Origin of the sequence: Pseudorhodoferax aquiterrae (assembly GCF_014652235.1) — a bacterium.
Lineage (GTDB): Bacteria > Pseudomonadota > Gammaproteobacteria > Burkholderiales > Burkholderiaceae_C > Pseudorhodoferax > Pseudorhodoferax aquiterrae.
The window spans coordinates 14,660-39,253 of sequence record NZ_BMYK01000010.1 but is presented as its reverse complement, the minus strand read 5'-3'; the positions used below and the strand labels follow the sequence as shown (position 1 = coordinate 39,253).

The 24,594-nt window shown below is 72.0% G+C and carries 17 protein-coding genes and 1 tRNA gene; 7 read left to right on the top strand and 11 right to left on the bottom strand.

The genetic code is table 11. From position 1 onward, the window contains the following. The gene (locus tag IE209_RS16840; protein ID WP_189688108.1) at window positions 1-3,366 is read right to left on the bottom strand and encodes a PAS domain S-box protein; all 3,366 of its coding nucleotides are present in this window, start codon (window positions 3,364-3,366) and stop codon (window positions 1-3) included. A gap of 93 nt (window positions 3,367-3,459) precedes the next feature. Here IE209_RS16840 and IE209_RS16835 point away from each other — a divergent pair, with 93 nt between their 5' ends. Next, the gene (locus tag IE209_RS16835) at window positions 3,460-4,194 is read left to right on the top strand and encodes a response regulator (RefSeq protein ID WP_189688107.1); all 735 of its coding nucleotides are present in this window, start codon (window positions 3,460-3,462) and stop codon (window positions 4,192-4,194) included. A 26-nt stretch (window positions 4,195-4,220) separates the two neighbouring features. Here the strand turns inward: IE209_RS16835 and IE209_RS16830 are convergent, their stop codons facing one another. Beyond that, window positions 4,221-5,579, bottom strand: a complete 1,359-nt coding sequence (locus IE209_RS16830) for a hypothetical protein (protein WP_373305368.1) — start codon at window positions 5,577-5,579, stop codon at window positions 4,221-4,223. Window positions 5,580-5,682: 103 nt separating this feature from the next. Here IE209_RS16830 and IE209_RS16825 point away from each other — a divergent pair, with 103 nt between their 5' ends. Beyond that, entirely contained in the window at window positions 5,683-6,621 is a 939-nt protein-coding gene (locus IE209_RS16825) for a LysR family transcriptional regulator (RefSeq protein WP_189688106.1), read from the top strand. Next, entirely contained in the window at window positions 6,618-7,562 is a 945-nt protein-coding gene (locus tag IE209_RS16820) for a Bug family tripartite tricarboxylate transporter substrate binding protein (protein WP_189688105.1), read from the top strand. The genes IE209_RS16825 and IE209_RS16820 overlap by 4 nt, the downstream gene beginning before the upstream one ends. A gap of 12 nt (window positions 7,563-7,574) precedes the next feature. Here the strand turns inward: IE209_RS16820 and IE209_RS16815 are convergent, their stop codons facing one another. The 3 genes from IE209_RS16815 to IE209_RS16805 are packed head-to-tail and all read right to left on the bottom strand — an operon-like array spanning window position 7,575 to window position 10,334. After that, entirely contained in the window at window positions 7,575-9,182 is a 1,608-nt protein-coding gene (locus tag IE209_RS16815; RefSeq protein ID WP_189688104.1) for a serine hydrolase, read from the bottom strand. Then, window positions 9,179-9,868, bottom strand: coding sequence for a substrate-binding domain-containing protein (locus IE209_RS16810; protein WP_189688103.1), 690 nt, complete (start codon window positions 9,866-9,868; stop codon window positions 9,179-9,181). Before IE209_RS16810 ends, IE209_RS16815 begins: the two co-directional genes overlap by 4 nt. A gap of 49 nt (window positions 9,869-9,917) precedes the next feature. Beyond that, window positions 9,918-10,334 (bottom strand): MarR family winged helix-turn-helix transcriptional regulator, encoded by a 417-nt coding sequence (locus IE209_RS16805; RefSeq protein WP_145551095.1) that lies wholly within the window; start codon window positions 10,332-10,334, stop codon window positions 9,918-9,920. 240 nt (window positions 10,335-10,574) lie between these two features. On the opposite strand from IE209_RS16805, the gene IE209_RS16800 reads away from it, so the two are divergent. Continuing rightward, window positions 10,575-11,063, top strand: a complete 489-nt coding sequence (locus IE209_RS16800) for a tripartite tricarboxylate transporter TctB family protein (RefSeq protein ID WP_189688102.1) — start codon at window positions 10,575-10,577, stop codon at window positions 11,061-11,063. An 8-nt stretch (window positions 11,064-11,071) separates the two neighbouring features. Further along, window positions 11,072-12,586 carry a tripartite tricarboxylate transporter permease gene (locus IE209_RS16795; RefSeq protein ID WP_189688101.1) on the top strand — a complete coding sequence of 505 codons (1,515 nt, stop codon included), beginning with the start codon at window positions 11,072-11,074 and terminating at the stop codon, window positions 12,584-12,586. Between the two features lie 58 nt (window positions 12,587-12,644). Here the strand turns inward: IE209_RS16795 and IE209_RS16790 are convergent, their stop codons facing one another. Beyond that, entirely contained in the window at window positions 12,645-14,726 is a 2,082-nt protein-coding gene (locus IE209_RS16790) for a spermidine synthase (protein ID WP_189688100.1), read from the bottom strand. A 157-nt stretch (window positions 14,727-14,883) separates the two neighbouring features. Between IE209_RS16790 and IE209_RS16785 the strand changes: the two genes are divergently transcribed. Both IE209_RS16785 and IE209_RS16780 read left to right on the top strand, forming a co-directional pair. Beyond that, entirely contained in the window at window positions 14,884-15,102 is a 219-nt protein-coding gene (locus tag IE209_RS16785) for a hypothetical protein (protein WP_189688099.1), read from the top strand. A 34-nt stretch (window positions 15,103-15,136) separates the two neighbouring features. Then, a complete protein-coding gene (locus tag IE209_RS16780; RefSeq protein ID WP_189688098.1) occupies window positions 15,137-19,459 on the top strand; it encodes a DEAD/DEAH box helicase in 4,323 nt (1,440 codons plus the stop codon). 106 nt (window positions 19,460-19,565) lie between these two features. Here IE209_RS16780 and IE209_RS16775 read toward each other — a convergent pair. From IE209_RS16775 to rsmB, 5 genes are all read right to left on the bottom strand, one after another. After that, window positions 19,566-19,641: transfer RNA gene (locus IE209_RS16775), tRNA-Phe, on the bottom strand. Window positions 19,642-19,661: 20 nt separating this feature from the next. Further along, window positions 19,662-20,366: a response regulator gene (locus IE209_RS16770; protein ID WP_189688097.1), complete on the bottom strand. Its 705-nt coding sequence runs from the start codon at window positions 20,364-20,366 to the stop codon at window positions 19,662-19,664. A 43-nt stretch (window positions 20,367-20,409) separates the two neighbouring features. Continuing rightward, window positions 20,410-22,689 carry a sensor histidine kinase gene (locus IE209_RS16765; RefSeq protein ID WP_229882906.1) on the bottom strand — a complete coding sequence of 760 codons (2,280 nt, stop codon included), beginning with the start codon at window positions 22,687-22,689 and terminating at the stop codon, window positions 20,410-20,412. Further along, entirely contained in the window at window positions 22,686-23,318 is a 633-nt protein-coding gene (locus tag IE209_RS16760) for a DUF4390 domain-containing protein (protein WP_229882905.1), read from the bottom strand. Before IE209_RS16760 ends, IE209_RS16765 begins: the two co-directional genes overlap by 4 nt. After that, entirely contained in the window at window positions 23,269-24,594 is a 1,326-nt protein-coding gene (gene rsmB / locus IE209_RS16755) for a 16S rRNA (cytosine(967)-C(5))-methyltransferase RsmB (RefSeq protein ID WP_189688095.1), read from the bottom strand. The genes IE209_RS16760 and rsmB overlap by 50 nt, the downstream gene beginning before the upstream one ends.

The window sequence follows — 24,594 nt, the reverse complement described above, 5'->3', positions numbered from 1 at the left end:
TCACAGCAGCACCCGGAAGCAACTGCCCTGCCCGGCCGCGCTGAGCACCTCGATGCTGCCGCCATGGGCCTCCACGGCCTTCTTGGCGATCGCCAGGCCCAGGCCGGTGCCCGGGATGGCGCCCACGTTGCTGGCGCGGTGGAAGGTCTCGAACAAGTGGGCCTGTTCGGCCAGCGGAATGCCGATGCCATGGTCGCTGACCTCGAACACGCGGCGCGCGCCCTCGTCGCTGACCCGCAGGCAGACCTGGCCGCCCTGCGGCGAGTACTTGACGGCGTTGGACAGCAGGTTGCCCAGCACATGGCGCAGCAGGCGTTCGTCGAACTGGCCGTCACTGCGCGCGCTGCGGTACTCCACGAGGATGTCGCCCGCGCGCCCGGGGTACTGGCTGCGCACCTCCTCGGCACAGTGCCGGCACAGCGCGGCCAGGTCCAGCGGCTGCGGCCGGCAGTCCAGCATCTGGGCGTCGGCCCGGCCGATCAGCAGCATGCGGTCCAGCATGCCGGTCATGCGCTGCACGCCGGAGACGATGCCTTGCAGCACCTCCTGCCGCTCGGCGGCCTCCATGCGCTCGCCGTAGTGCGCGATGAGTTCGGCCGAGGACAGGATGGTGGCCAGCGGCGTGCGGAACTCGTGGCTGGTCATGGCGACGAAGCGCGAGCGCAGCACGTTGAGCTCCTGCTGGCGCACCAGCGCAGCGCGGATGTCGTCCTCGGCGCGCTTGCGGTCGGTGATGTCCAGAAAGGTCCAGATCGCGCCGGCCTCGGGGTTCTTGCCGAACACGCAACGCCCGGCCAGCTGCACCCAGATGCGCTCGCCGTTCTTGCGCACCATCTGCCGCTCGCTGGTGTAGTGGCCGTCGCGGCGCAGGTGCTCGGCCGTGAGCAGGCCCTCGCGCTGGTAGCTTTCCTCGTCCGGGTACAGCATGCGCGACGGCTGGCCGGTCAGCTCCTCGCGGCTGTAGCCCATGATCTCGATGAACTTGTCGTTGACCCAGCGGATGTGGCGGTTCACGTTGAAGGCGATGCCCACCAGCACGCTGGCGAACATGGCTTCGCGTTCGGACAGCGTGCGCTGCAGCGTCACCTCGAGCTCCTTGCGCTCGGTCACGTCCATGACGGTCCAGACCGTGCCGCGCGCGGCGTCGCTGGCGCTGACGGCCGTGCCCGTGACCGAGGCCCAGAACAGCGCGCCATCGCGCCGGCGCAGCTGCAGCTCGGCCTCGTAGGGTTGCTGCGCGGCCATGCGCGCGTCGATGGCGGCGCTGGCACGGGCGTGGTCGTCGGGCGTGGGGAACAGGCTGTCGAACGCCACCTCGGACCAGTTCGGCGCGCTGCGCAGCGCGCGGTCGGTGCGGAAGATGCGCCCCATGGCGCGGTTGGCCCAGCGCAGCTGGCGGTCCTGCGTCAGGAAGGCGATGCCCACGCGCGAGTTCTCCAGGATGGTCTCGCGCTCGGCCAGGGTCTCGCGCAGCCGCGCCTCCAGCGCCCTGCGCCGGCTCACGTCGGAGAAGAAGCCGAGCGAGGCGCTCTTGCCCTCCCAGGGCACCTGGGTCACGCCGATCTCGATCCAGGTGGTGCTGCCGTCCGCATGCTGCAGGCGCAGCTCGTAGCGGTCGGGCACGGGCTCGCCGGCGACGCGCTGGCGCTGGCGTTCGGCCACCATGGCGCGGTCGTCCGGGTGCACCGGGTTGACGAAGCCCTCGCCCAGCAGCTCGCGGCGCGTGCGGCGCGCGATCTGCAGCGCGCGCTCGTTGACGAAGACGAAGCGGTTGTCCTGCACCACGACCATGCCCTCGCCCACGTGCTCGACCACGGCGCGGTAGCGTTCCTCGGAACGGTGCAGCGCCTCCAGCATCATCTTGCGGTCGGTGATGTCGGTGAAGAAGGTCAGCGTGGCGCGCTGGCCCGACCAGGGCACGATGGTGGTGCCCATCTCGATCCAGCGCTGCGCGCCGTCGCCGTCCAGCAGGCGCACCTCGTAGCGGCTCTCCACGGGCTCGCCGGCCAGCCGGCGCCGCCGCCGGTCCACCACCATGGCGCGGTCGTCCGGGTGCAGCAGCTGCAGGTAGCCGCGCGCGTCGAGTTCGGCGCGCGTCATGCGCAGGATCTCCAGCGCGCGCAGGTTCACGAACACCGGCTTGTCGGTCTCGATCACGACCATCGTGCCCTCGCCCGCATGCTCGACCACGGCGCGCATGCGCTGTTCGGACACGCGCAGCTCCTCCGTCATGGCCTTGTGCTCGGTGACGTCGGTGAAGAAGATCAGCGCGGCCGGCGCGCCGCCCCAGGGCACGACGGCCACGCCGATGGCGATCCAGCGCACCACGCCGCCGGGCAACAGCAGGCGCAGCTCGTAGTGGTCGGGCGGGCTGCCGCCGGCCAGGCGCTGGCGCTGGCGCTCCAGCACCAGGGCCTGGTCCTCGGGGTGCACGCGCGTGAGAAAGCCGATCTGCTGCATCTGCGCGAGCGGCATGTCGACGATCTGCGCGGCGCGCGGGTTGGCGTAGACGATCTTCTCGTCCTGGACCACCACCATGCCCTCGCTCAGGTGCTCGAGCACCGCGCGGAAGCGCTCCTCGGAGGCCTGCAGCGCGGCGCGTGTGGCCTTGGCCTCGGTGATGTCGGAGAAGAACACCATGGTCGCCGGCTCGCCGCCCCAGGGCACGACGGTGGCATGCACATCCAGCCAGCGCAGCTGGCCGTCGGGCAGCAGGCGGCGCAGTTCATAGCGGTGCTCGGCCCGGTCGCCGCGCTGGCGCGCCTGCTGGCGCACGGCGGCCAGGCCGCGGTCGTCCGGGTGCAGCCATTGCAGGTAGTCGGCGCCGTCGACCTCGCCGGGCTGCAACCGCATGATGGCCAGCGCGCGCGCGTTCCAGAACGCCACGCGGCCATGCTGGATCACCGCCATGCCCTGGCCCAGGTGCTCGACCAGCGCACGGTAGCGCGCCTCGGACTGGCGCAGCGCGCGCTGGGTGGACTGGCGCTCGGACACGTCGCGCAGGAACAGCCCCGCCATGTTGCCGCCGGGCAGCGCGAACGGCGACAGCTCCAGCGTGATGGCCCGGCCGTCGCGGCGCAGCACGTCGAGTTCGTGCAGGCCATCGCCGCCGCGCACGGCGCCGCTCTGCAGATAGCTCAGCAGGCCGCTGGCCTGCAGTTCGTCCGCGTGCAGCGGCACCAGCAGCGCGGCCAGCGGCTGGCCCAGGGCCTCGCAGCGCGGCCAGCCCAGCAGTCGTTCGGCGGCCGGGTTGCACTCGACCACGCAACCTGCCGCGTCGGTGGCGAGCACGCCGTCGCGCGCGTGCGCGAGGAGCTGCGCGGCCAAGCCGGCGCTGGCGAAAGGGGCGGCGGATGCGGCGCGCATGGTGGGCACTGGGCCGTTCTGGGGCGGCCCAGCATAGCGCATGCCGCGCCTACAATCCGGCCCCGTCCCATCCCCTGTCAAGGAGACCTGCAGATGGAGCCGCTGGACAGCGCCAACCGGCCGCGGCTGCTGGTGGTCGATGACGAAGCTGCGCTGCGCGACGTGTTGGCGCGCTACTTCGTCCACAACAATTTCGACGTGCGCACGGCGGCCGATGCAGGCCAGGCGCGCGCCTTGATCGCCGCCGCGGTGCCCGACCTGGTGCTGGTGGACGTGAACATGCCGGGCGAGAGCGGGCTGTCGCTGGCGCGCTGGCTGCGCGAGACCCATCCGCGCGTGGGCCTGGTCATGCTGACCGGCGCCTCCGATGCGGTGGACCGCATCGTCGGCCTGGAGGTCGGTGCCGACGATTACGTGACCAAGCCTTTCGAGACGCGCGAGCTGCTGGCGCGGCTGCGCAACCTGCTGCGCCGGCTCGCGCCAGGCCCGGCGGCGGCGCCGCCGTCCCACCCGCGGCGCGCGCGCTTCGGCCTGTGCGAGCTCGACCTCGATGCGCGCCGCTTGCTGCGCTGCGACGATGGCAGCGAGGTGCCGGTGTCGGCCACCGAGTTCGACCTGCTGGCCCTGTTCTCGCGCCATCCCAACCGGCCGCTGAACCGCGATCAGATCATGAGCCACGGCCATAACCGCAGCTGGGACGCGCTGGACCGCTCGATCGACCTGCGCGTGATGCGGCTGCGCCGCAAGATCGAGCCCAACCCGGACAAGCCGCGCGTGCTCAAGACCGTGCGCAGCGTGGGCTACATGTACGTGCCCGACGGGGAGTGACCCGGGTCACTTTCGTCGGGGGCCGTTCACGGACGGTCCCGCGGCACCACGCGCGTGTCCAGCGCCGCCGGCACATAGTCCGGCACGAAGCTGCAGCCGGCGCCGAACCGGGCCTCGAAACCGGGGCATTGCTGGGCGATCTCGGCCGGCGCGGGCTTGGCGCCCTGCTCCACCCAGCGCAGCAGCGCGGCCAGCAGCGTGGGATAGGTCGGGTCGCTGATGTAGCTGTGCGTGCCTTCGCGCGTGAAGGTCTGCACCAGGCGCGCACCGCTGCCGCCGCTCTCCATGGTCTGCTTGAAGTACGCGTCGAGTTCGACGAAGGCGGTCGGGTCGCTGATCCACTTGGTGCTCAGCACCGGCACCGGGATGCGGCCCGTGGGGTCGGTGTCGGCCGCGAAGCGCTGCACGGCCGCGGGGTCGGCGCGGTAGCGCGCCACGCCGGCGTTCAGCGCCGCATCGTCGGCCGAGCCGCTGTAGACCGCACCCGTGTTGCCGAAGGGGCTGGCGCCGCCCGTGCGCCTGGCCACCACGTCCTGGAAGTGGAAGGTGCCCCAGTTCAGGTGCGACTGGATGGCACTGGCCGGGATGCGGACCACGCGCGTGATGGTGTCGACCTTGGCCTGCTGCGCGGGCGTGCGCTGCGCGGCCGGCAGGTTCAGGCCCAGGCACTCGGCGGTGCGTGCATTGAGGTCGGCCTGCGTCATCGTCGCGCCGGCCGGCAGGCCGATGTTGAGCGGGTACTGCGCCTCGCCGGGCCGCGGATGGTTGTTGCACAGGTACTGGTAGACCACGCGCAGGTCGGTGCGGAAATCGTAGGAGCGCGTGCCGCCGGCCAGCACACCGCTGGTCAGCAGCACGGCGTCGTAGGGTTGGCTGCCCACGGTCTCGGCCGTGAACATCTCGGCCGCCTTGGCCGCCACGCCCGCGCCCCAGGACTGGCCGTGCAGGATGGTGCGCTGCGGCCGCGCCACATGTTCGCGGAAGATGCGGCGCAGCCGCTCGGTGTCCTCGGCCGCGGCGCGCACTTCCACGCCGCCTTGGCGGAAGGTCGAGCCAGCCCAGGCGTAGCCGGCCTTGACCATGACGGCCCAGCGCGTGAGGTCTTCGGTGGCGCGCTCCATGGTCGGCGCGTCCAGGCTGGGGCCGCCGTGCGCGTGCAGCACGAGGTGGCCGTTCCAGTCCTGCGGCATGGCGATCAGGTAGTAGGCGCCGGCCGAATCCTGGCCCTGCAGGCAGCGCGCCGTGGCCGGCACGGCCGAAGGGCAGGTGGCGGCCTGTGGCGCGGCCTCGTCGGGACCGTCGTCGCCGCCGCACGCGCCGAGCAGCAGGCCACTGGCCACGAAGACGCCCAGGCGGACGAACGGAGGGAATGCGAGAGTGGGCAATGCCATGGTGTCTCCAATGTGTTGTCGAAAGCCGGCGCGATGCTAGGTATCCGCCGCACAGATGGCAAAGACCCGATCCGTCTCCTCTCGATATGATGAAGATATGGACCTGCGCCAGCTCCGCTACTTCCTCGCCGTGGCCCGGGCCGGCCACATCACGCGCGCGGCCGAGGAACTGGGCATGCAGCAGCCGCCGCTGAGCCAGCAGATCAAGGCGCTGGAAACCGAGCTGGGCATGCCGCTGTTCCAGCGCCACCCGCGCGGCGTGCGCCTGACCGATGCTGGCCAGCGCCTGCAGGACGAGGCCGGTCGTCTGCTGACCGACTTCGATGCCATGCGCGCGCGCATGCTCTCGCTCAGCGACGGCCGGCACGGTCCCTTGTCGGTCGGCTTCACGAGTTCGGCCGCCGCCCATGCCTTCACGCCCGAGACGCTGCGCGCCTGCCGCAGCCGCTACCCCGGCATCGAGCTGACGGTGCGCGAGAACAACGCCGCCGAGATCACCGAGGCCGTCGCCGCCGCGCGGCTGCACTGCGGCTTCCTGCGCGTGCCGGTGTCCGCCCCGCCCGGCGTGGTGCTGCAGCAGCTGCTCAGCGAACCGGCCGTGCTGGCCGTGCCGCGCGGCCATACGCTGGCCCGCGGGGCCTCCTGCGCGGCTCTGCGCGACCTGCAGGACCAGCCGCTGGTGCTGGTGCGGCGTCCCGGCGCGCCGGGGCTGTACGCCAACCTGCTGGCGCTGTGCGCGCAGCAGGGCGTGCGCGTGCGCATCGCCGCCGAGGTCGAGCGCATGATGACCAACCTGAACCTGGTCGCGGCCGGCGCCGGCATCTCGGTGGTGCCGGCATCCATGCGCGGCGTGCACGCGCACGCCGTCGTCTACCGCGCGCTGGAACCTGCGGCTGGGCTGGACGCGCCGCTCACGCTGGCCTGGCGCGAAGCCGACCGCGCAGGGCCCACGGCCACCTTCGTTGCGCTGGTGCAGCGGCTGGCCGCGGCGCACCGCCGCAAGAGCCAGCGCAGCCGGGACGGGGCGCCCGCATGACCGCGCGCCGCACGCTGCTGCTGGGCACGGCCGCTGCGCTGTGCGCGCCGGCGCTGGCCAGCACGCCCTGGCCCAGCCGCCCGCTGCGCCTGCTGGTGGCCTATGCGACGGGCGGCGTCAGCGACGACATCACGCGCGTGCTGGCCGAGCGCCTGGCCCAGCGCATCGGCGTGCCGGTGGTGGTGGAGAACCGCGGCGGTGCCGGCGGCGCGCTGGCCATGGCCGCGCTGGCGCGGGCGCCGGCCGACGGCCACACACTGTGCTTCTCGGCCATCACCCCGCTCACGGTGGCGCCGCTGCTGGGGCCCGTGCGCTACGACCCGCAGCGCGACATCGCGCCCGTGGCCAGCGTGATGTCCACCCCGGTGCTGGTGGTGTCCACGCCGGCGCTGGCCGCGCGGGACCTGCCGCAGGCCCTGGCCCGCGCCGGTACCAGCGGCCTGCGCTGGGCCAGTTCGGGCCTGGGCACCACGGGCCACCTGGTCATGGAACAGGTGCGCCGCGCCAGTGGCGTGGCCATCACCCATGTGCCCTACAAGGGCGGGAGCCAGCAGATCAGCGATGCGCTGGGCGGGCAGTTCGAGCTGCTGTCCACCAACGTGGGCACGGTGCAGCTGGGCCATGTGCGCAAGGGGCGGCTGCAGGCGCTCGCGGTCGGTGCGCCGGCCCGCGTGCCCGTGCTGCCTGCCGTGCAGACCCTGGCCGAGGCCGGCTTTCCGGACGCCAACCTGTGGTCGCTGTTCGGCCTGTTCGCCCCGGGCGACACGCCCACCGACCTGCGCGAGCAGATCAATGCCGAGGTCAACGCCGTGCTGTCCGAGCCGGACTTGCAGGACCGCCTCACGTCCGTGAACAACCTGCCGCTGCTGGACAGCCCGCGCGGCTTCGCGCAGCGCATCGCGCAGGAGGCGGTGGTGCACCGCGAGCTGCTGCAGCGCTGAGAACGTTCTCGTTCAGGGAATCGCGTCGATGCGCTCGGCCCGGTGCTCTCCGTTCTGGTGCAGCACCAGCGCGTCGATGCGGCCATCGGCGTCGCGCAGGAACTGCAGTTCGGCCGGCACCACGTCGTAAAAATAGCGGTCGCGCTGGCCCGCCCGTGCGAACACCGGAAACGCCGGCTGCTGCGCCAGCCGCGCGATCAGCTGGCCCGGCTCGGCACGGATGCTGAACACGGCACCGTTTTCCAGGCGGTAGCGGCCCACGGCATCGGCCAGGTCGGCCTGGGCCGGGATGGCCATGGCCACTGCGCGCGCACTGCGCAATGCCCGCTGCTCGGCACCGCCTTGCTGCACCGTGAGCTGCGCCGGTTCGGCCTTGTCATCGAACTGCAGCAGCAGGCCGCGCTCGGGCCGCGCGAAGCGGCCCGGCCCCACGGGCACCAGCGGCGCAAAGCCCTGCGCGCCACCGCGCGCGTAGAGCTGGCCATCGTGCAACACCACGCGGAACAGCGTGCCCTCGCCGCTGCGGTACTCGCCGACCAGGGGCGCGAGCTGGGCCGGCGCCACGGGCACGGGTTCGGAAGGCACGGGGAACAGCGCCGCCAGCACGCGGCCACGCAGCGTGGGCAGGGCCGCGCGTGCATTGCTCGCGCTGGCCACCAGCACCTGCCGGCCTTCGGGCATCAGCATCCACAGCGTGCGGTAACCGCCGGTCAGCCCGTCGTGCAGGTACACGCGGCGCTCCGGCGGGCCCAGGATCAGGATGCCGTAGCCGATCTCACCGCCCGCGTAGCGGCCCAGCGGCGTCAGCAGGCGTTCGGCCGCGGGGCCGAGCGGCCCCTCGCGGCCGGCCAGCAGAGCCTGGCCGAAGCGCACCAGGTCGGTCGTGCTGGAGCGCAGCGCGCCGGCACCGGCATAGGCGTCCATGTCCCACAGCGGCGCCACGGCTTCGCCCTCGAAGGCCGGCAGCATGCGCGCGCGCTGCGTGGCGTCCAGCGTCTGCACCGTGTCGTGCAGGCCCAGCGGCTCGGCGATGCGCTCGCGCACCAGCATCTCCCACGTTCGGCCGTAGCGCTGTGCCAGCAGGTTGCCGAGCAAGGCCATGCCCAGGTTGCTGTAGCGCGGCGCGCAGGGTGGCTGGCCGGCCAGCACCAGCTGCGGCAGCGCGTCCCAGAGCTGCGCGGGCGTCAGCGTGCGGATCTCGGCCACGGCGTCGGGCCCGTCGGCCGCCAGCGTGCGCGGCAGGCAGGCGCTGTGCGTGACGAGCTGGCGCAGCGTGAGCCCGGCCACGGGCGTGCCCTGGGTCTGCCGTGGCAGGCGCTGGCCAAGCGTGTCGTCCAGCGAGAGCTCGCCGCGCTCCACGGCCTGGGCCAGCAGCAGGCCGGTAAACACCTTGCTGACCGAGCCGATTTCGAACAGCGCGTGCTCGGCGTCGATGGCGCGCTCGGGCTGGCTGGCACTGCCGCGCAGGACCTGCGCGCCACGCGCGACCGCGACGACCGCGGCGCCGCGCTCACCGCCCAGCAATTGCCCGGCTAAACGGTCCGGGTCGGGCAGCGGCGGCAGCGGTTGCGCCAGCGCCGCGCCGGTGCACAGCGCGAGCCACCAGGCCCGCAGCCTCAAGCCGGCTCCATGCCCTGGCGCTGCTTGGCCTCGGCCGCGGCCGGCGCCGCGAAGAAGGCCAGCAGCGCACGCGCGGCATCGGGCTGGCTGGCCGTGGCCGCGAGGCCGCCCGAGAACACGGTCGTGATCTGCACGGCGGGCGGCAGCGGGCCCAGCAGGTCGATGCCCTGCAGGTGGATCAGCTCGGCCAGCTGCTGAAAGCCCAGCGCCGCCTCGCCCTTGGCCACGAGCGAGCCCACGGGCACGCCGGGCGGGGCCTGCACGGTGCGGCCCTTGAGTTCCTCGGCGATGCCCCAGCGTTCGAACAGCTTGACCAGTTGCACGCCGCTCGGTCCGGTGGAATAGCTGATGCTGGGCGCGGCCAGCACGGCGGCCTTGAGCGCCTCCTCGCTGCCGATGTCGGGCTTGGGTGCGCCAGCGCGCACCGCCACGGCCACGCCCGAGCGCACGATGTCCACGCGGCTGCCGGCCACCACGGTGCCGCCCGCGATGAGCTTGTCGATGGCGTCCTGCGCCAGCATCACGAGGTCGAAGGCCTCGCCGGCCTGCACGCGCTTGGCGGCATCGACGCCGCCCACGGATTCGAGCGCGATGTCCACCGCATGGTCTTGCTGGTAGAGCGCGACGAGTTCGGCCAGCACCTGCTTGGTGGCCATCGAGGAAATGATCTTGAGCGTGGAGGCCATGGGCCCGTCTCCTGCAGGAAGGGTGTTGACGCGGCGGATTATCGGAGTGTCAACCGCGGATCTTCGCCGCGATGCGCACGGCCTCGTTGAGCGTGGTCAGCTGCTCGGCATGCAGCGCCGCGAGCCGGGCCAGCTTCTGGCGGCCGGCCGGCAGCAGATGCACCTCGACCTGGCGCCGGTCCGTGGCGCTCGCACGGCGCTCGACGAGGCCGGCTTCCTCGCAGCGCGTGACCAGCGCCACCACGCCGTGCGGCTGGGCCTGCAGGCAATCCGCCAGCTCGCCGATGGTGGCCCACTCGCGGCCGGCGAAACCCTGCGTGTGCAGCAGCAGCTGGTACTGCAGCGCCGTGATGCCCTCGGCACGTGCGGCGTCCTCGCTGAAGCGCAGGAAGCGGCGCAACTGGTAGCGGAAATCGGACAGCGCCTCGTAGCGCTGCTTGTCGGTTGCCCCCTTGCGGTCGGCCATGGCGGTCCTCGTCCTGTCTTTTTGTCCGGAAATATTAGCAGTGCAAGTCGTACGGAAATCGGTGGAAGCCCCGAGGCCGGTGTACGTGGAATTACTCATGTTGTGATGCAATTCAACTCATAACATGATGTATCTGACTGGAACCTGACCACCCCGGTCGCCCGGTTCCCCGCCGTGGTGCCGCAGCCCTCTTGCCAGTGCAGGCTGCGCCCGTCCTTCCACCCCCATCCCGTCTCACGCATGCAGATCAAGAGCCGCAAGGACTTCGTGTCCGGATTGATGTTCATGGGCTTCGGCGCCGCCTTCTCGCTGGGCGCCTTCAACTACACCGTCGGCAATGCCGCGCGCATGGGCCCGGGCTACTTCCCGATGCTGCTGGGCGCGCTGCTGGCCGGCATGGGCGCCTTCGTGCTGCTGGGCTCGCTGCGCTCCCGGCGCGCCGACGGCGGCCGCATCGGCGCCATCGCCTGGAAGCCGCTGCTCTACATCGTCGGCGCCAACCTGGCCTTCGGCGTGCTGCTGGGCGGCGTGCCTTCGCTGGGCATCCCGGCCATGGGCCTGATCGCGGCGATCTTCGCGGCGGTGATCATCTCCAGCATGGCGGGCAGCCGCTTCGTGTTCCGCGGCTCGCTCATCCTGGCGGCGATCCTGGCGGTCGGCAGCTACCTGACCTTCGTGGTGGGCCTGAGCCTGCAGTTCCAGGTCTGGCCTTCCTTCATCACGGGCTGAGGACCACCATGGAACTGCTCGAACACCTCTCGCTCGGCTTCAGCGCGGCCTTCACGCTGCAGAACCTGCTCTACGCCTTCATCGGCTGCCTGCTGGGCACGCTGATCGGCGTGCTGCCCGGCGTCGGCCCCGTGGCCACCATCGCCATGCTGCTGCCGGCCACCTACGCGCTGCCTCCGGTGGCGGCGCTGATCATGCTGGCCGGCATCTACTACGGTTCGCAATACGGCGGCTCGACCACGGCCATCTTGGTCAACCTGCCGGGCGAGTCGTCCTCGGTCGTGACCGTGATCGACGGCCACCAGATGGCCAAGAAGGGCCGCGGCGGCGCGGCGCTGGCGGCCGCGGGCCTGGGCTCATTCTTCGCGGGCAGCGTGGCCACGCTGGTGCTGGCCGCGTTCGCGCCGCCGCTGACCGAGATCGCCTTCAAGTTCGGCCCGGCCGAGTACTTCTCGCTGATGGTGCTGGGCCTGATCGGCGCCGTGGTGCTGGCCTCGGGCTCGCTGCTCAAGGCCATCAGCATGATCGTGCTGGGCCTGCTGTTCGGCCTGGTCGGCACCGACGTGAACTCGGGCGTGGCGCGCTACAGCTTCGACATTCCGGAACTGACCGACGGCATCAGCTTCATCGCGATCGCCATGGGCATCTTCGGCTACGGCGAGATCATCGCCAACCTGGCCAAGCCCGAGGAAGAGCGCGAGGTCTACACGGCCAAGCTCACGGGCATCTGGCCCACGGCGCAGGATTTCAAGAACATGACGCCGGCCATCCTGCGCGGCACGGTGCTGGGCAGCTCCATGGGCATCCTGCCGGGCGGCGGCTCGCTGCTGTCGGCCTTCGCCTCCTACACGCTGGAGAAGAAGCTCAAGCTGCGTGACGGCGAGGTGCCGTTCGGCCAGGGCAACATCCGCGGCGTGGCCGGCCCCGAATCGGCCAACAACGCGGGTGCGCAGACCTCCTTCATCCCGCTGCTGACGCTGGGCATCCCGGGCAACGCCGTGATGGCGCTGATGGTCGGCGCGATGACCATCCACAACATCCAGCCCGGCCCGCAGGTCATGACCAGCAACCCCGAGCTGTTCTGGGGCCTGATCGCCTCGATGTGGATCGGCAACGCCATGCTGATCATCCTGAACCTGCCGCTGATCGGCATCTGGATCAAGCTGCTGTCCGTGCCCTACCACTGGCTGTTCCCGGCCATCGTGCTGTTCTGCGCGATCGGCGTGTACTCGACCAACAACAACACCTTCGACGTCTGGATGCTGGGCTGGTTCGGCATCCTGGGCTACATCTTCCACAAGCTCGAGTGCGAGCCCGCGCCGCTGCTGCTGGGCCTGATCCTGGGGCCCATGATGGAGGAGAACCTGCGCCGCGCGCTGCTGCTCTCGCGCGGCGACTGGAGCGTGTTCGTCACGCGGCCGATCTCGGCGGCCCTGCTGATCGGCGCCGTGCTGCTGCTCGTCATCGTGCTGAGCCCGACCGTGCGCAGCAAGCGCGAGGAGGCCTTCGTCGAGGAAGGCTGAGCGTCCTGCGCACCGCCTCCGGCCCGGCCCTTCTTCGAGAAGGCCGGGCCTTTCGCTTTCAGAACTTGAGCGTCTTGAACAGGTTGTTGTACTGGTCGGTCCAGAGCGGCGCACCGGGCGTGGGCGCCAGCAGCCAGCCGGCCTCCTGCAGACGGTCGGGGATGCTGCGGCCGACCAGCACCCAGCTCGTGAAGCTCAGGTGGTCCTCCACCGGGCTGTCGTCGACCTGCCAGGCGACGAGCCCATGGGACTGGGCCAGCTGCGCCACCACCGGCGAAAGGTCCAGGTAGCGGTTGGAGATGTGGAAGGCCACCAGCCCGTCGGGTTTCAGGTGCGCCATGTAGACGCCCAGCGCCTCGCGCGTGAGCAGGTGCACGGGAATGGAATCGCTGGAGAACGCGTCGACCGCGATCACGTCGTAGCCGCCTGGCCGGCCCTCGGCCAGTTCGCGCTCCATCGACAGGCGGGCGTCGCCCAGGCGCAGCTGCGGCGTGGTCGGCGCGTCGGCGATGTAGCGGAACCAGCGCCGCGCGGCCTCGACCACCTGGGCGTCGAGCTCGTAGACCACGTAGTCGTCGCCGCCGCGCGCATAGCTCAGCAAGGTGCCCGTGCCCAGGCCCACCGAGCCCACGCGCAGCGACCCGGCCTCGCCCTTGAAGGCCAGCAGGCGGCCGATGCCGCTGGTCTCGCCGTAGTAGCTGGTAGGCAGGCGGCGCCGGTCCTCGGCCGTGTACTGCTCGCCGTGCATGATGGTGCCGTGCAGCAGCCGGCGCACTTCGTCCTCGCCGCTGCCGGCCTGCGTCACGCGCAGCATGCCGTAGGTGTTGCGCGCGCTGGCGATGCTGCCCTGGTGCAAGGCGCGCACGTACTCCAGGCCGTACCAGGCCACGCCGCCCACGGCCGCCAGCGCGGCCGCCAGGGGCAGCGCGCGCAGCGACCAGCGCCCCAAGCCGGCACGCCAGCCGGCCAGCAGGCCCACGAGCGTCACGGCCAGCAGCAGGCCGGGCAGCTCCCAGTAGGCCGTCAGCACGCGCGGCGCGACCAGACCCACGCCCAGCCCGCCGATGGCACCGCCCAGTGCCATGCACAGGTAAAAGCGCGTGAGGTGCTGCGGCGCCGGCCGCAGGGCCGCCATCTCGCCGTGGCAAACCATGCACACCAGGAACAGGCCGCTGGCGAACAGCGGGATCGCGTACTGGATGTGCAGCACGCCGTTGCTGGCCGACAGCGCCCAGGCCATGGCCACGGTCACGGCCAGCGTGGGCAGCAGCCAGAGCCGGCGCGCGACCGGGCCCAGGTACCAGCCGCGCCCGCCGCGGCCCTCGAAGACCAGCATGAAAGACAGCAGGTACAGCGCCAGCGGCACGATCCACAGGAAGGGAATGGAGGCCACGTTCTGCGTCATGTGCGTGGTCACGGCCAGCAGCAGGGCCGAGGGCAGCATGGCCAGCAGCGTCCAGACCGCATGGCGGCCCAGGCCGGGCACCGGCTCGGCGGCCTGCACGGCCTGGCCCAGCGTGGCCGCGCCGGCACCGGCCGGCAGCGCCACCCCGGTCGCGCGCCAGGCCACGCCGGCGCAGGCCAGTGCGAACACCCCGTAGGCCACGCTCCAGGCGCGCGACTGGATGCCGCTGTCGAACCAGGGCTCCACCAGGAAGGGATAGGCCAGCAGCGCCGCCAGGGAGCCTGCGTTGGACCAGGCGAACAGCCGATAGACCCGGAGCTGCTGCGCCGGCGCCACGGCCTGGCTCAACCAGCGCTGCAACAGCGGCGAGGTGGCGGCCAGCGACATGTAGGGCAGGCCCACGGTGACGACCAGCAGCGCGAGGATGCCGCGTGCGGCATCGGCCTCGCCGGCCGGTTTGTAGACCGCATCGGGCACGATGGGCAGGGTCAGCAGCGCGGCCGCCAGCAGCGCCAGGTGCACCACGCGCTGCATGCGCGGCGGCCGCGCCTGCAGCCAGTGGGCATAAAGGTAGCCCGCCAGCAGCGCGCACTGGAAGAACACCATGCTGACCGTCCACACCGCCGAGCTGCCGCCGAACCAGGGCAGGATCTGCTTGGCCAGGATGGGCTGCACGAGGAACAGCAGGAAGCTGGAAAGCACGACGGTGGCGCCGCTGGCGAGAGTGATGAGCATCGGGGGTCCTGGCTGCGAGGTCGGCGCATTCTGCCCAGAGCGGCGCCGGCGCACCGTAGGAGAACACCCACGGCGGCAACGCCTGCCGTCCGCTGGCGCGCCAGGCGGAGCTCGCGGATGCTGCGCCGAACGGACACGGTGTCCAAGGGAGTTGCGCATGGCACAGAAGGCTGAGATCACGGGCAAGGTGGAGTACCGCGAGGGCGACGGCCCGCTGATTCCGATCCGCAAGGGGCCGGTCGAGGTCACGACCACGGCGCAGGACGCCACCCTGAGCTGGCACGACGAAGGCGGCGAGGTGCGCGGCAGCACCGCCATGCCCATCGCGGACTTCAAACGCTACCTGGCCGAAGGGGCGATCCGGCTGGCGGACTGACAGCGCACGGCGCGCCGGCCACAATCGCGGGCCGATGCCCCTGCGCGCCTTCCACCCCGCCGTCGCAGCCTGGTTCCGCCAGACCTTCCGACGCGCCACGCCGGCCCAGCGCGCCGCCTGGCCCAGCATCCGCGCGGGCCGCCACACGCTGGTGGCGGCGCCGACAGGCTCGGGCAAGACGCTGACGGCCTTCCTCGCGGCGCTGGACGATCTCGTGCGCCAGGGCCTGTCCCCCGCCGGCCTGGCCGACGGCACGCAGGTGGTCTACGTCTCGCCGCTCAAGGCCTTGTCCAACGACATTGCGCTGAACCTCACGGCGCCGCTTGAAGGCATCCGCGCCGAACTCGCCGCGCGCGGCCTGCCCGAGCCGGCCATCCGCGTGGCCGTGCGCACGGGCGACACGCCGGCGCGCGAGCGCGCGCTGAGCATCCGCCAGCCGCCGCACATCCTGGTCACCACGCCCGAGTCGCTGTACGTGCTGCTGGGCTCGGCCTCGGGCAGGCGGCTGTTGGGCGGCGTGCGCACCGTCATCGTCGACGAGATCCATGCGCTGGCGGCCAACAAGCGCGGCAGCCACCTGGCGCTGTCCCTGGAACGGCTGCAGCACCTGACCGGCCGGCCGCTCACGCGCATCGGGCTGTCGGCCACGCAAAAGCCCATCGACGAGGTGGCGCGTTTCCTGGTCGGCGCGACAGCCGTCGATGCCCAGGGGCAGGCCGACTGCGCCATCGTCGACATCGGTTATGCCAAGCGCCGCGACCTGGCGCTCGAGCTGCCGCCCACGCCGCTGGCCGCCGTGATGTCGAACGCGCAGTGGGAGCAGGTCTACGGCCGCGTGGCCGAGCTCGCGCTCGCGCACCGCACCACTCTGGTCTTCGTCAACACGCGGCGCATGGCCGAACGCGCCACACGCCACCTGGCCGAGCGGCTCGGCAAGGAGGCCGTGGCCGCCCACCACGGCAGCCTCTCGCGCGAACTGCGGCTGGACGCCGAGCAGCGCTTGAAGCGCGGTGAACTCAAGCTGCTGGTGGCCACGGCCTCGCTGGAGCTGGGCCTGGACATCGGCGAGGTCGACCTGGTCTGCCAGCTCGGCTCGCCGCGCGCGATCTCCACCTTCCTGCAGCGCGCAGGCCGCTCCGGCCACGCCGTGGGCGGCGTGCCCAAGGCGCGGCTGTTCCCGCAGTCGCAGGGCGAGCTGCTGGAATGCGCGGCGCTGCTGGACTGCGTGCGCCGCGGCGAACTGGACACCTTGTCCATCGTGCCGCAGCCGCTGGACGTGCTGGCCCAGCAGATCGTGGCCGAGACCGCCTGCCAGGAATGGCACGAGGATGCGCTCTACGCGCTGGTGTGCCGCGCCTGGCCCTACGCGGGCCTGTCGCGTGCCGACTTCGACGCCGTGGTGCGCATGCTGGCCGAGGGCACAAGCACGCGCCAGGGCCAGCGCGGCAGCTACGTGCACCGCGATGCCGTGCACCAGCTGCTGCGCGAGCGCAAGGGCGCGCGCATGACGGCGCTGACCTCGGGCGGCACCATCCCCGACGCGGGCGACTACACCGTGCTGCTGGAGCCGCAGGCCCAGGCCATCGGCAACGTCAACGAGGACTTTGCGGTCGAGAGCCTGGCCGGCGATGTGTTCCAGCTCGGCAACACGAGCTACCGCATCCTCAAGATCGAGCCCGGCCGCGTGCGCGTGGAGGATGCCCAGGGCGCCGCGCCCAACATCCCGTTCTGGCTGGGTGAGGCGCCGGGCCGCAGCGATGCGCTGTCGCTGGGCGTCTCGCGCCTGCGTGCCGAACTCGCCGAGCGCCTGCGGCCGGAGCCGGCCGCAGCGCGCGACTGGCTGCAACAGGAGCTCGGGCTCGACGAAGACGCCGCCCAGCAGTTGATCGATCCGCTGGACCGCGCGCTGGCCGTGCTGGGGGCGCTGCCCACGCAGCAGTGCGTGGTGCTGGAGCGCTTCTTCGACGCCTCCGGCGGCATGCAGCTGGTGCTGCACGCGCCCTTTGGCAGCCGGCTCAACCGCGCCTGGGGCCTGGCGCTGCGCAAGCGCTTTTGCCGCAGCTTCAACTTCGAACTGCAGGCCGCGGCCACGGACGACGCCATCGTGCTCTCGCTGTCGACCAGCCACAGCTTCCCGCTCGAGGAGGTCGCGCGCTATCTGCACCCGGCCACGGCGCTGGACGTGCTGGTGCAGGCCGTGCTGGACGCGCCGCTGTTCGGTGTGCGCTGGCGCTGGAACGCGACCACGGCGCTGGCGCTGCCGCGCTTCACGGGCGGGCGCCGCGTGGCGCCGCAGCTGCAGCGCATGAAGTCCGAGGACCTGCTGGCCGCCGTGTTCCCCGACCAGGTGGCCTGCGCCGAGAACCTGCAGGGCCCGCGCGAGGTGCCCGAGCACCCGCTCGTGGCGCAGACACTGCGCGACTGCCTACACGAGGCCATGGACAGCACGGGCTGGCTGCGCGTGCTGCAGGGCCTGTTCGATGGCTCGGTGGCCGTGGTCGCGCGCGACCTGCCCGCGCCCTCGCCGCTGGCGGCCGAGGCCTTGAACGCCAAGCCCTACGCCTTCCTCGACGATGCGCCGCTGGAGGAGCGCCGCACCCAGGCGGTGCAAAGCCGACGTTTTGCCGATCCCCAGAGCGGCGACGCGCTGGGCCAGCTCGACCCCGGTGCCATCGCCAGCGTGCGCGAGCAGGCCTGGCCGCAGGCACGCACGGCCGACGAGCTGCACGAGGCGCTGTGCGGCCTGGGTGTACTGACCGAGGCGGAGGCGGCCAGCGCCGCGCACTGGCCCGGTCTGCTGGCGCAGCTGGTGAACGCCGGTCGCGCCACGCGGCTCGTGCTGGACGGCGGGGCGGGCCTGTGGGTCGCGGCCGAACGGCTGGCGCTGCTGCAGCAGTTGCATCCCGAAGGCCGGGCGGCACCGCCGCTGGCACGGGTGCCGCCCAGCGAAGCCGCCGATGCGGACGCCGCCGCCACGGCGCTGCTGCGCATGCGCCTGTCCGGCCTGGGCCCGGTCACGCCGGCCCGGCTGGCGGCCGAGCTGCGCCTGCCGCCCGACACCGTGCAGGCGGCATTGGCCGCGCTGCAGCGCGAGGGCTCGGCCATGCAGGGCATCTTCACGCCCGGCGCGCCCGATCCCGAATGGTGCGAGCGCCACCTGCTTGCGCGCATCCACCGCTACACGCTGCACCAGCTGCGGCGCGAGATCGAACCCATGGAACCGCGCGACTTCATGCGCTTCCTGTTCGAGTGGCAGCACGTGGGCGCGGCCAGCCGCATGCGCGGACCCGAGGCCCTGGGCGGCCTGCTGGCCCAGCTCGAGGGCTACGAAGCGCCGGCCGCCGCCTGGGAGGCCGAGCTGCTGCCCGCGCGGCTGGCCGACTACAGCAGCGGCTGGCTGGACGAACTCACGACCGCAGGCCGCAGCCTCTGGGCCCGTCTGCGGCCGGCCGACACGGGCGGCCGCGGCGGCGGCGCCGTGGCCCTGCGCGCCGCGCCCATCGTGCTGCTGCCGCGCCGCCACGCCGGCATCTGGACGCAGCTGGCACCCGTTCCGTCCGGCGAGGCGCAGGCCAGCGGCCGCGCCCGCCGCGTGCTGGACTGGCTGGCCACGCACGGCGCCTCCTTCTTCGACGAGATCGAGACGGGCGCGCGGCTGTTGCCCGCCGAGCTCGAAGACGCGCTCGCCGAGCTCGTCGCCCATGGATGCGTGCATTGCGACAGCACGGCCGGCCTGCGCGCGCTGATGCTGCCAGCCGCCAAGCGCAGCGCCAGCGCGCGCCGGCGCCGCGGCATGGCGCTGTTCGGCGTCCAGGACGCCGGCCGCTGGACCCTGGTGCGCCGCCCCGCGGCCGAGCCCACGCCTGCGGCCCAGGCCGAGGCGCTGGAGCATGTCGCCCAGGCGCTGCTGCGCCGCTACGGCGTGGTGTGCTGGAACCTGCTCGAGCGCGAGGCGCCCTGGTTGCCGCGCTGGCGCGAGCTGGTGCGCGTGTACCGGCGCCTGGAGGCGCGGGGCGAGCTGCGCGGCGGCCGCTTCATCGCGGGCGTGGCGGGTGAACAGTTCGCGCTGCCCGAGGCGATCGCCGCGCTGCGCCAGACACGCCGCCAGGCGCATGACGGCGAGCTGGTCAGCCTGGCGGCCAGCGATCCGGCCAACCTGCTGGGCAGCATCCTGCCCGGCAGCCGCGTGCCGCGCCAGGCCGGCGCGCGCGTGCTGTACCGCGACGGCCTGGCGATTGCCAGCTGGACGGCGGGGCGCATGGAAGCGCTGGTGGCGCTGAGCCCGGCCGAGCAGGCCGAGGCCACGCGCGTGCTGGGGCGGCTACCGGGCGCCATCGCCATGGCGTCTACCGCCTGACGGGTCCATCCCGCAGACTGCGCTTTGCGCCGGGGAGCTGAACCCCGAAAGCCGCGCCAAAGACAAAGGCGCTGCAACCTGAAAGATTGCAGCGCCTTGTTTTGTTTGGTGGCCTGGGTCGGAATCGAACCAACGACACGCGGATTTTCAATCCGCTGCTCTACCAACTGAGCTACCGGGCCGGGGAGCCTATGAGTATATATCAAATTGCGGCACGTTTGCCGCGCGAGAGATCGACACCCAATTGTTTGAGCTTGCGGTACAGGTGCGTGCGCTCCAGGCCGGTCTTCTCGGCGACGCGCGTCATCGAGCCGCCTTCCTGTGCCAGGTGGAATTCGAAGTAGGCCTTCTCGAAGCCGTCGCGCGCTTCACGCAGGGGCTTGTCCAGCTCGAAGGTCTGGCGTGCCTGCGGGCCGCTGTCGGTCACGGCCATCGCGTGGGCGTTGCCAGGCGCACCTGGCAGTGCCGCTGCATCGACCGGCTCGGCCTTGGCCTCGATCACGCCGGGAATGGCCACGCCCGGCAGTCCCGGCTTGCGCACGGCGTTGCGGGCCAGCGCCTGCTCCACGGCCTTGAGCAGCTTTTGCAGCGTGATGGGCTTCTCGAGGAAGGAATGTGCCCCGATCTTGGTGGCTTCCACCGCGGTGTCGATCGTCGCATGGCCGCTCATCATGATGACCGGCATGGTCAGCGTGCCGGCGCTCGACCACTCCTTGAGCAACGACACCCCGTCGGTGTCGGGCATCCAGATGTCCAGCAGCACGAGGTCGGGGCGGCCACGTGCGCGCGCGGCACGGGCCTGGGCCGCGTTCTCGGCCAGCTCGATGTTGTGGCCTTCGTCGTTGAGGATCTCGGAGAGCAGGTCCCGGATCCCCAGTTCGTCGTCGACCACGAGTATGTTTGCCATTGTTCAGAAGAAGCGCAGTTGCCGTTTGCCGTCGAGCGGGCAGCTAGGCCGCGCCATCGACGGCGAATGATAACGACACTTGCGCACCGATCACGGCACCATCGACCACGCGATTTGCAAGGTCGATGCGCGCATGGTGTTCGTCGGCGATCTTCTTGACGACCGCCAGGCCCAGCCCGGTGCCGCGCGGCTTGGTCGTCACATAGGGCTCGAACGCGCGCTTGAGCATGGCTTCCGGAAAGCCCGTGCCCTGGTCGCGCACCGACAGGCGCACACGCTGGGCCTGCTCCAGCCACTGCGTGCGCAGCCGCACGGCACCACCGTCTTCCAGCGTCGCACCGCGCCCGCCGGCCTCGGTGGCGTCCTGCGCGTTCTGCAGCAGGTTGTGGATCACCTGGCGCAGCTGTTCGGCATCGCCGCGGATCGGCGGGCAGCGCGGATCCAGGTCGAGCAGCACGGGCACGGCCGCGCCTTCCTGCGGATACAGCTGCATCACGTTGTGCACCAGCGCATTGAGGTCCAGCGGCTTGAGGTCGGCGGCGGGCAGACGCGCGTAGTCGCGGAACTCGTTGACCAGCCGCTTCATGGCGTCGACCTGCTCGACGATGGTGCGCACGGACTTGGCCAGCAGCGCGCGCTCGGACTCGCCCTCGAGCTTGGGCTCGAGCTTCATCTGCAGCCGCTCGGCCGACAGCTGGATCGGCGTGAGCGGGTTCTTGATCTCGTGGGCGAGCCGGCGCGCCACTTCGCCCCAGGCCTGGGCGCGCTGGGCCGACACGATCTCGGAGATGTCGTCGAACACCAGCAGCCGCGTCTGGTCGGGCAGTTGCGCGCCGCGCGCCAGCAGCACCACGGCATCCTGCGAGAACGCCGACTGCGCGGCATGCAGCTCGAAGGGCTGCTGCCAGTGGTCCAGGCCGTGGTGGTCGCGGCCTTCGTCGAGCCGCTCGAACTGGGTCTGCACGCTCTGCGCCAGCCCGTCCAGGCCCGCCACTGCGGCGAGCGGCTGGCCCTCGAAGGCGGCCAGCGGCGCGCGCAGGATGCGCGTGGCACCGGGGTTGGACGAGAGCACGCGGCCCTGCGCATCGAGCACGATGACGCCCGAGGTCAGGTTGTCCAGGATGGTCTGCAGGTTCGCGCGTGCATGGTCGAGCTGCTCCATGCTGTGGTCGGCGGCCTGGCGCGCATCGAGCAGCTGTTGCGTCATGTCGGCGAACGAGCGCGTGAGGCCGGCCAGCTCGTCGCGGCTTTGCAGCACCGCCTTGGGCGTGAGGTCGCCCGCGGCCACCTGGCGCACGCCATGGGCCAGCAGCAGCAGCGGCCGGGCCAGCTGGTTGCCCAGCAGCACCGCCAGCAGCACGGCACCGAACACCGCGAGGAACAGGCTCAGCGTGAGCGTGCCGATGTACATGCGCTGCAGGCCGGCGCGGGCCAGCGCGCGCTCCTGGTATTCGCGGTTGGCTTCCTGCACGGCCAGCGCGTTGTCCACCAGCACCTGGGGCAGGCGCTGGCTGGCCTGCAGGAAGCGCGGCTCGGCCAGCAGGCCCACGCTGGCGCTGGGCACCAGCGCCAGGGCCTTGACGCGGCCCTGCGCCGCAACCCCGGGAACGGGATCGTCCAGGCCCTCGACCATGGCGACCACGCGCTGGTTGCGCGCGTTGCGCAGCTGCTGGGCCGTGACACGCTCGGGTGTCAGCAGCACGCTGGACTGACCGGCGCTGGCGATCAGCTGCCCGCTGGCGCTCCAGAGCACGACCTCGCTGGCGGCGAGCTGGTCGCGGATGCGCTCCAGCGCCAGGCCGGCGGCGGCGTCCGGCACCTCGGCGAGTTGGCCGCTGGCGATGCGCGTCTTGTTGCCCAGGTCGTTGGCCAGCACCTCCAGCGTGGTGCGACCCAGGTTCACGCCCGCATCCAGCGCCCCCTCGACCTTGACGTCGAACCAGCTTTCGATGGAGCGCGAGACGAACTGGTAGGACACGACATAGATGACCAGACCCGGCACCAGCCCGACCAGCGCGAAGATGGCGGCCAGCTTGACCAGCAGCCGGCTGCCGAAGCGCCCACGCCGCACGCGGATGGCCAGCCGCACCATGGCCCACAGGATCACGGCCGCCAGCACGCTGGCGACCACCACGTTGAGCACGAACAGCCGCGCGTAGTTGCGCTCGTAGAGTTCGCGGTTGTTGGTGGCCTGGGCCAGCAGGAACAGCAGCACCAGGCCCAGGCCCAGGATCACGGCGGCGCCGATGCCCACGGCCCAGCGGATGGCGCGGGCGCGGCGCGGGTCCACGCCACCGGTGGCCTGCGGCAGGCCGCTGCTCACTTGCCGCCTTCCGCCGGCAGCTTCACGCTGGCGCTGGCCGCGATGCTCCATTCGGACTGGCCGACCGCACCGATCTGGAACGGCCGCGGCAGCTGGGACACGTCCAGACCGAAGCGAAAGCGCAGCAGGTGCGCGCTGTCGCTGGGGATGTCGGCGGTGCGCGCGATGGGCCAGCGGCCGAAGCGCTGCACGCTGGCCAGTGCCTCGGGCAGCGAATCGAAGGTCTGCGCCAGCGTGACGCCCAGGCCGGAAGTTTCGATGGGCCGCGCGCCGACGTTGAGCCGCCAGCGCCGCGTGAGCGGCTGGTAGGCCAGGCGCATGTGGCGCGTGGCGCTGGCCACGGTCTTGTCGGTCCAGTACCAGCGTTCGCGCACGATCTCGGCCTCGGCCACGAAGAACATGGGAATGCCCTTGTGCAGCGCATCCTCCACCTGCGCGGAGAGCTCGAACTGCACCTCGGCGCTGAGCTCCAGTTCGCCGTCCACGCGTTGCACCATGAGCTGGGTGATCGCCGCCGGGCCCGGCGTCGGCGGGTCGGCCTGCACCCAGACGCAGGCCAGCAGCAGCGCCAGCCAGACGCTAGCGCGGGCCTTTCTCCAGCAAGCTGTAAAAAAAACCGTCGTTGTCACGCGGACGATTGTCCGGGACGGCCGGCGCAGCCGCGGCGCTGCAAGGGATTAAATGGCCGGGCGATGGCAGCAATCGCGCCTCACTGTGGTGCGCAAGAAACGTTTCGATGCGCTCGCGGCCTTCGGCCGGAAACACCGAACAGGTGGCGAACAGCAGCCGGCCGCCCGGCGCCACGAGCGGCCACAGCGCCTGCAGCAGCCGGTCCTGCTGCACCACGAGCTGGGCGATGTCGCTCTCGCGGCGCAGCCAGCGCACGTCGGGGTGGCGCCGCACGATGCCCGAGGCGCTGCAGGGCGCGTCCAGCAAGATGGCGTCGAAGGGCCGGCCGTCCCACCAGGCCGCGACATCGGCCGCGTCCGCGGCGCGCACCTCGGCCGCCAGGCCCAGACGCGCCAGGTTCTCGTGGATGCGGGCGCAGCGGGCCGGGTCCACGTCCAACGCGGTCAGCTCGGCGTCGGCGCACTCGAGCAGGTGGGCAGTCTTGCCGCCCGGCGCGGCGCAGGCGTCCAGCAGGCGCAGCGGGCGGTCCGTCGGCCGCGCCAGACCCTGCAGCAGCAGCGGGGCTGCCAGCTGCGCCGCGGCGTCCTGCACCGACCAGGCGCCCTCGGCATAGCCCGGCAGCTCGGGCACCGGGCGTGGGCGCGGCAGCAGCAAGCCGTCGTCGCCGATGGGCTGGGCCGCAATGCCTTCGGCCTGCAGGCGGGCCTGCATGGCGGCCACCGTGCTGCGGCGCCGGTTCACACGCAGCGTGAGTGGCGCGGCATGGTCGGAGGCCCGCAGCACGGCCTGCCAGTCCTGCGGCCAGTCGCGCTGCATGCGCGCGATCCACCAGCGTGGGTGGTTCCATTGCGCCACCGGGTCGCGCGCGCTGGTCGCGACCAGCGCCTCGCGCTCGCGCAGGAAGCGGCGCAGGCAGGCGTTGACGAAGCCGGACTGTGCGCGCGCCCCGCCGCGCCGCGCCGCCTCGACGGCCTGATCGACCAGCGTGAACGGCGTGTAGGGTGCATTCGCCTCGTCCCAGACCAGCGCCAGCGCCAGGCACAGCAGCGCATCCACGGGCGGCGCCGGCGCGCGCTTGGCCAACAGACTGCGCAGGGCCTCGGCCCGGCCGAGCTGGCGCAGCGCGTGGAACAGCAGGGCCTGGGCGGCCGGCCGCAAGGCCGGCGCCACGGTGGCCAGCGCGGTGGTCGCGCTCTGGCCGGCGCGCACGGCCTGCAGCGCCGCCGCTGCGGCCTGCAGTTGCCGCCACAGCGGCGGGGCCTGGGTCGTGCTCAA

Coding starts and splice junctions, on each gene's coding strand:
- IE209_RS16835 (WP_189688107.1), top strand. CDS start 3,460: ATGGAGCCGCTGGACAGCGCCAACCGGCCGCGGCTGCTGGTGGTCGAT.
- IE209_RS16805 (WP_145551095.1), bottom strand. CDS start 10,334: ATGGCCGACCGCAAGGGGGCAACCGACAAGCAGCGCTACGAGGCGCTG.
- IE209_RS16825 (WP_189688106.1), top strand. CDS start 5,683: ATGGACCTGCGCCAGCTCCGCTACTTCCTCGCCGTGGCCCGGGCCGGC.
- IE209_RS16840 (WP_189688108.1), bottom strand. CDS start 3,366: ATGCGCGCCGCATCCGCCGCCCCTTTCGCCAGCGCCGGCTTGGCCGCG.
- IE209_RS16770 (WP_189688097.1), bottom strand. CDS start 20,366: ATGGCAAACATACTCGTGGTCGACGACGAACTGGGGATCCGGGACCTG.
- IE209_RS16820 (WP_189688105.1), top strand. CDS start 6,618: ATGACCGCGCGCCGCACGCTGCTGCTGGGCACGGCCGCTGCGCTGTGC.
- IE209_RS16800 (WP_189688102.1), top strand. CDS start 10,575: ATGCAGATCAAGAGCCGCAAGGACTTCGTGTCCGGATTGATGTTCATG.
- IE209_RS16785 (WP_189688099.1), top strand. CDS start 14,884: ATGGCACAGAAGGCTGAGATCACGGGCAAGGTGGAGTACCGCGAGGGC.
- IE209_RS16810 (WP_189688103.1), bottom strand. CDS start 9,868: ATGGCCTCCACGCTCAAGATCATTTCCTCGATGGCCACCAAGCAGGTG.
- IE209_RS16790 (WP_189688100.1), bottom strand. CDS start 14,726: ATGCTCATCACTCTCGCCAGCGGCGCCACCGTCGTGCTTTCCAGCTTC.
- IE209_RS16795 (WP_189688101.1), top strand. CDS start 11,072: ATGGAACTGCTCGAACACCTCTCGCTCGGCTTCAGCGCGGCCTTCACG.
- IE209_RS16780 (WP_189688098.1), top strand. CDS start 15,137: ATGCCCCTGCGCGCCTTCCACCCCGCCGTCGCAGCCTGGTTCCGCCAG.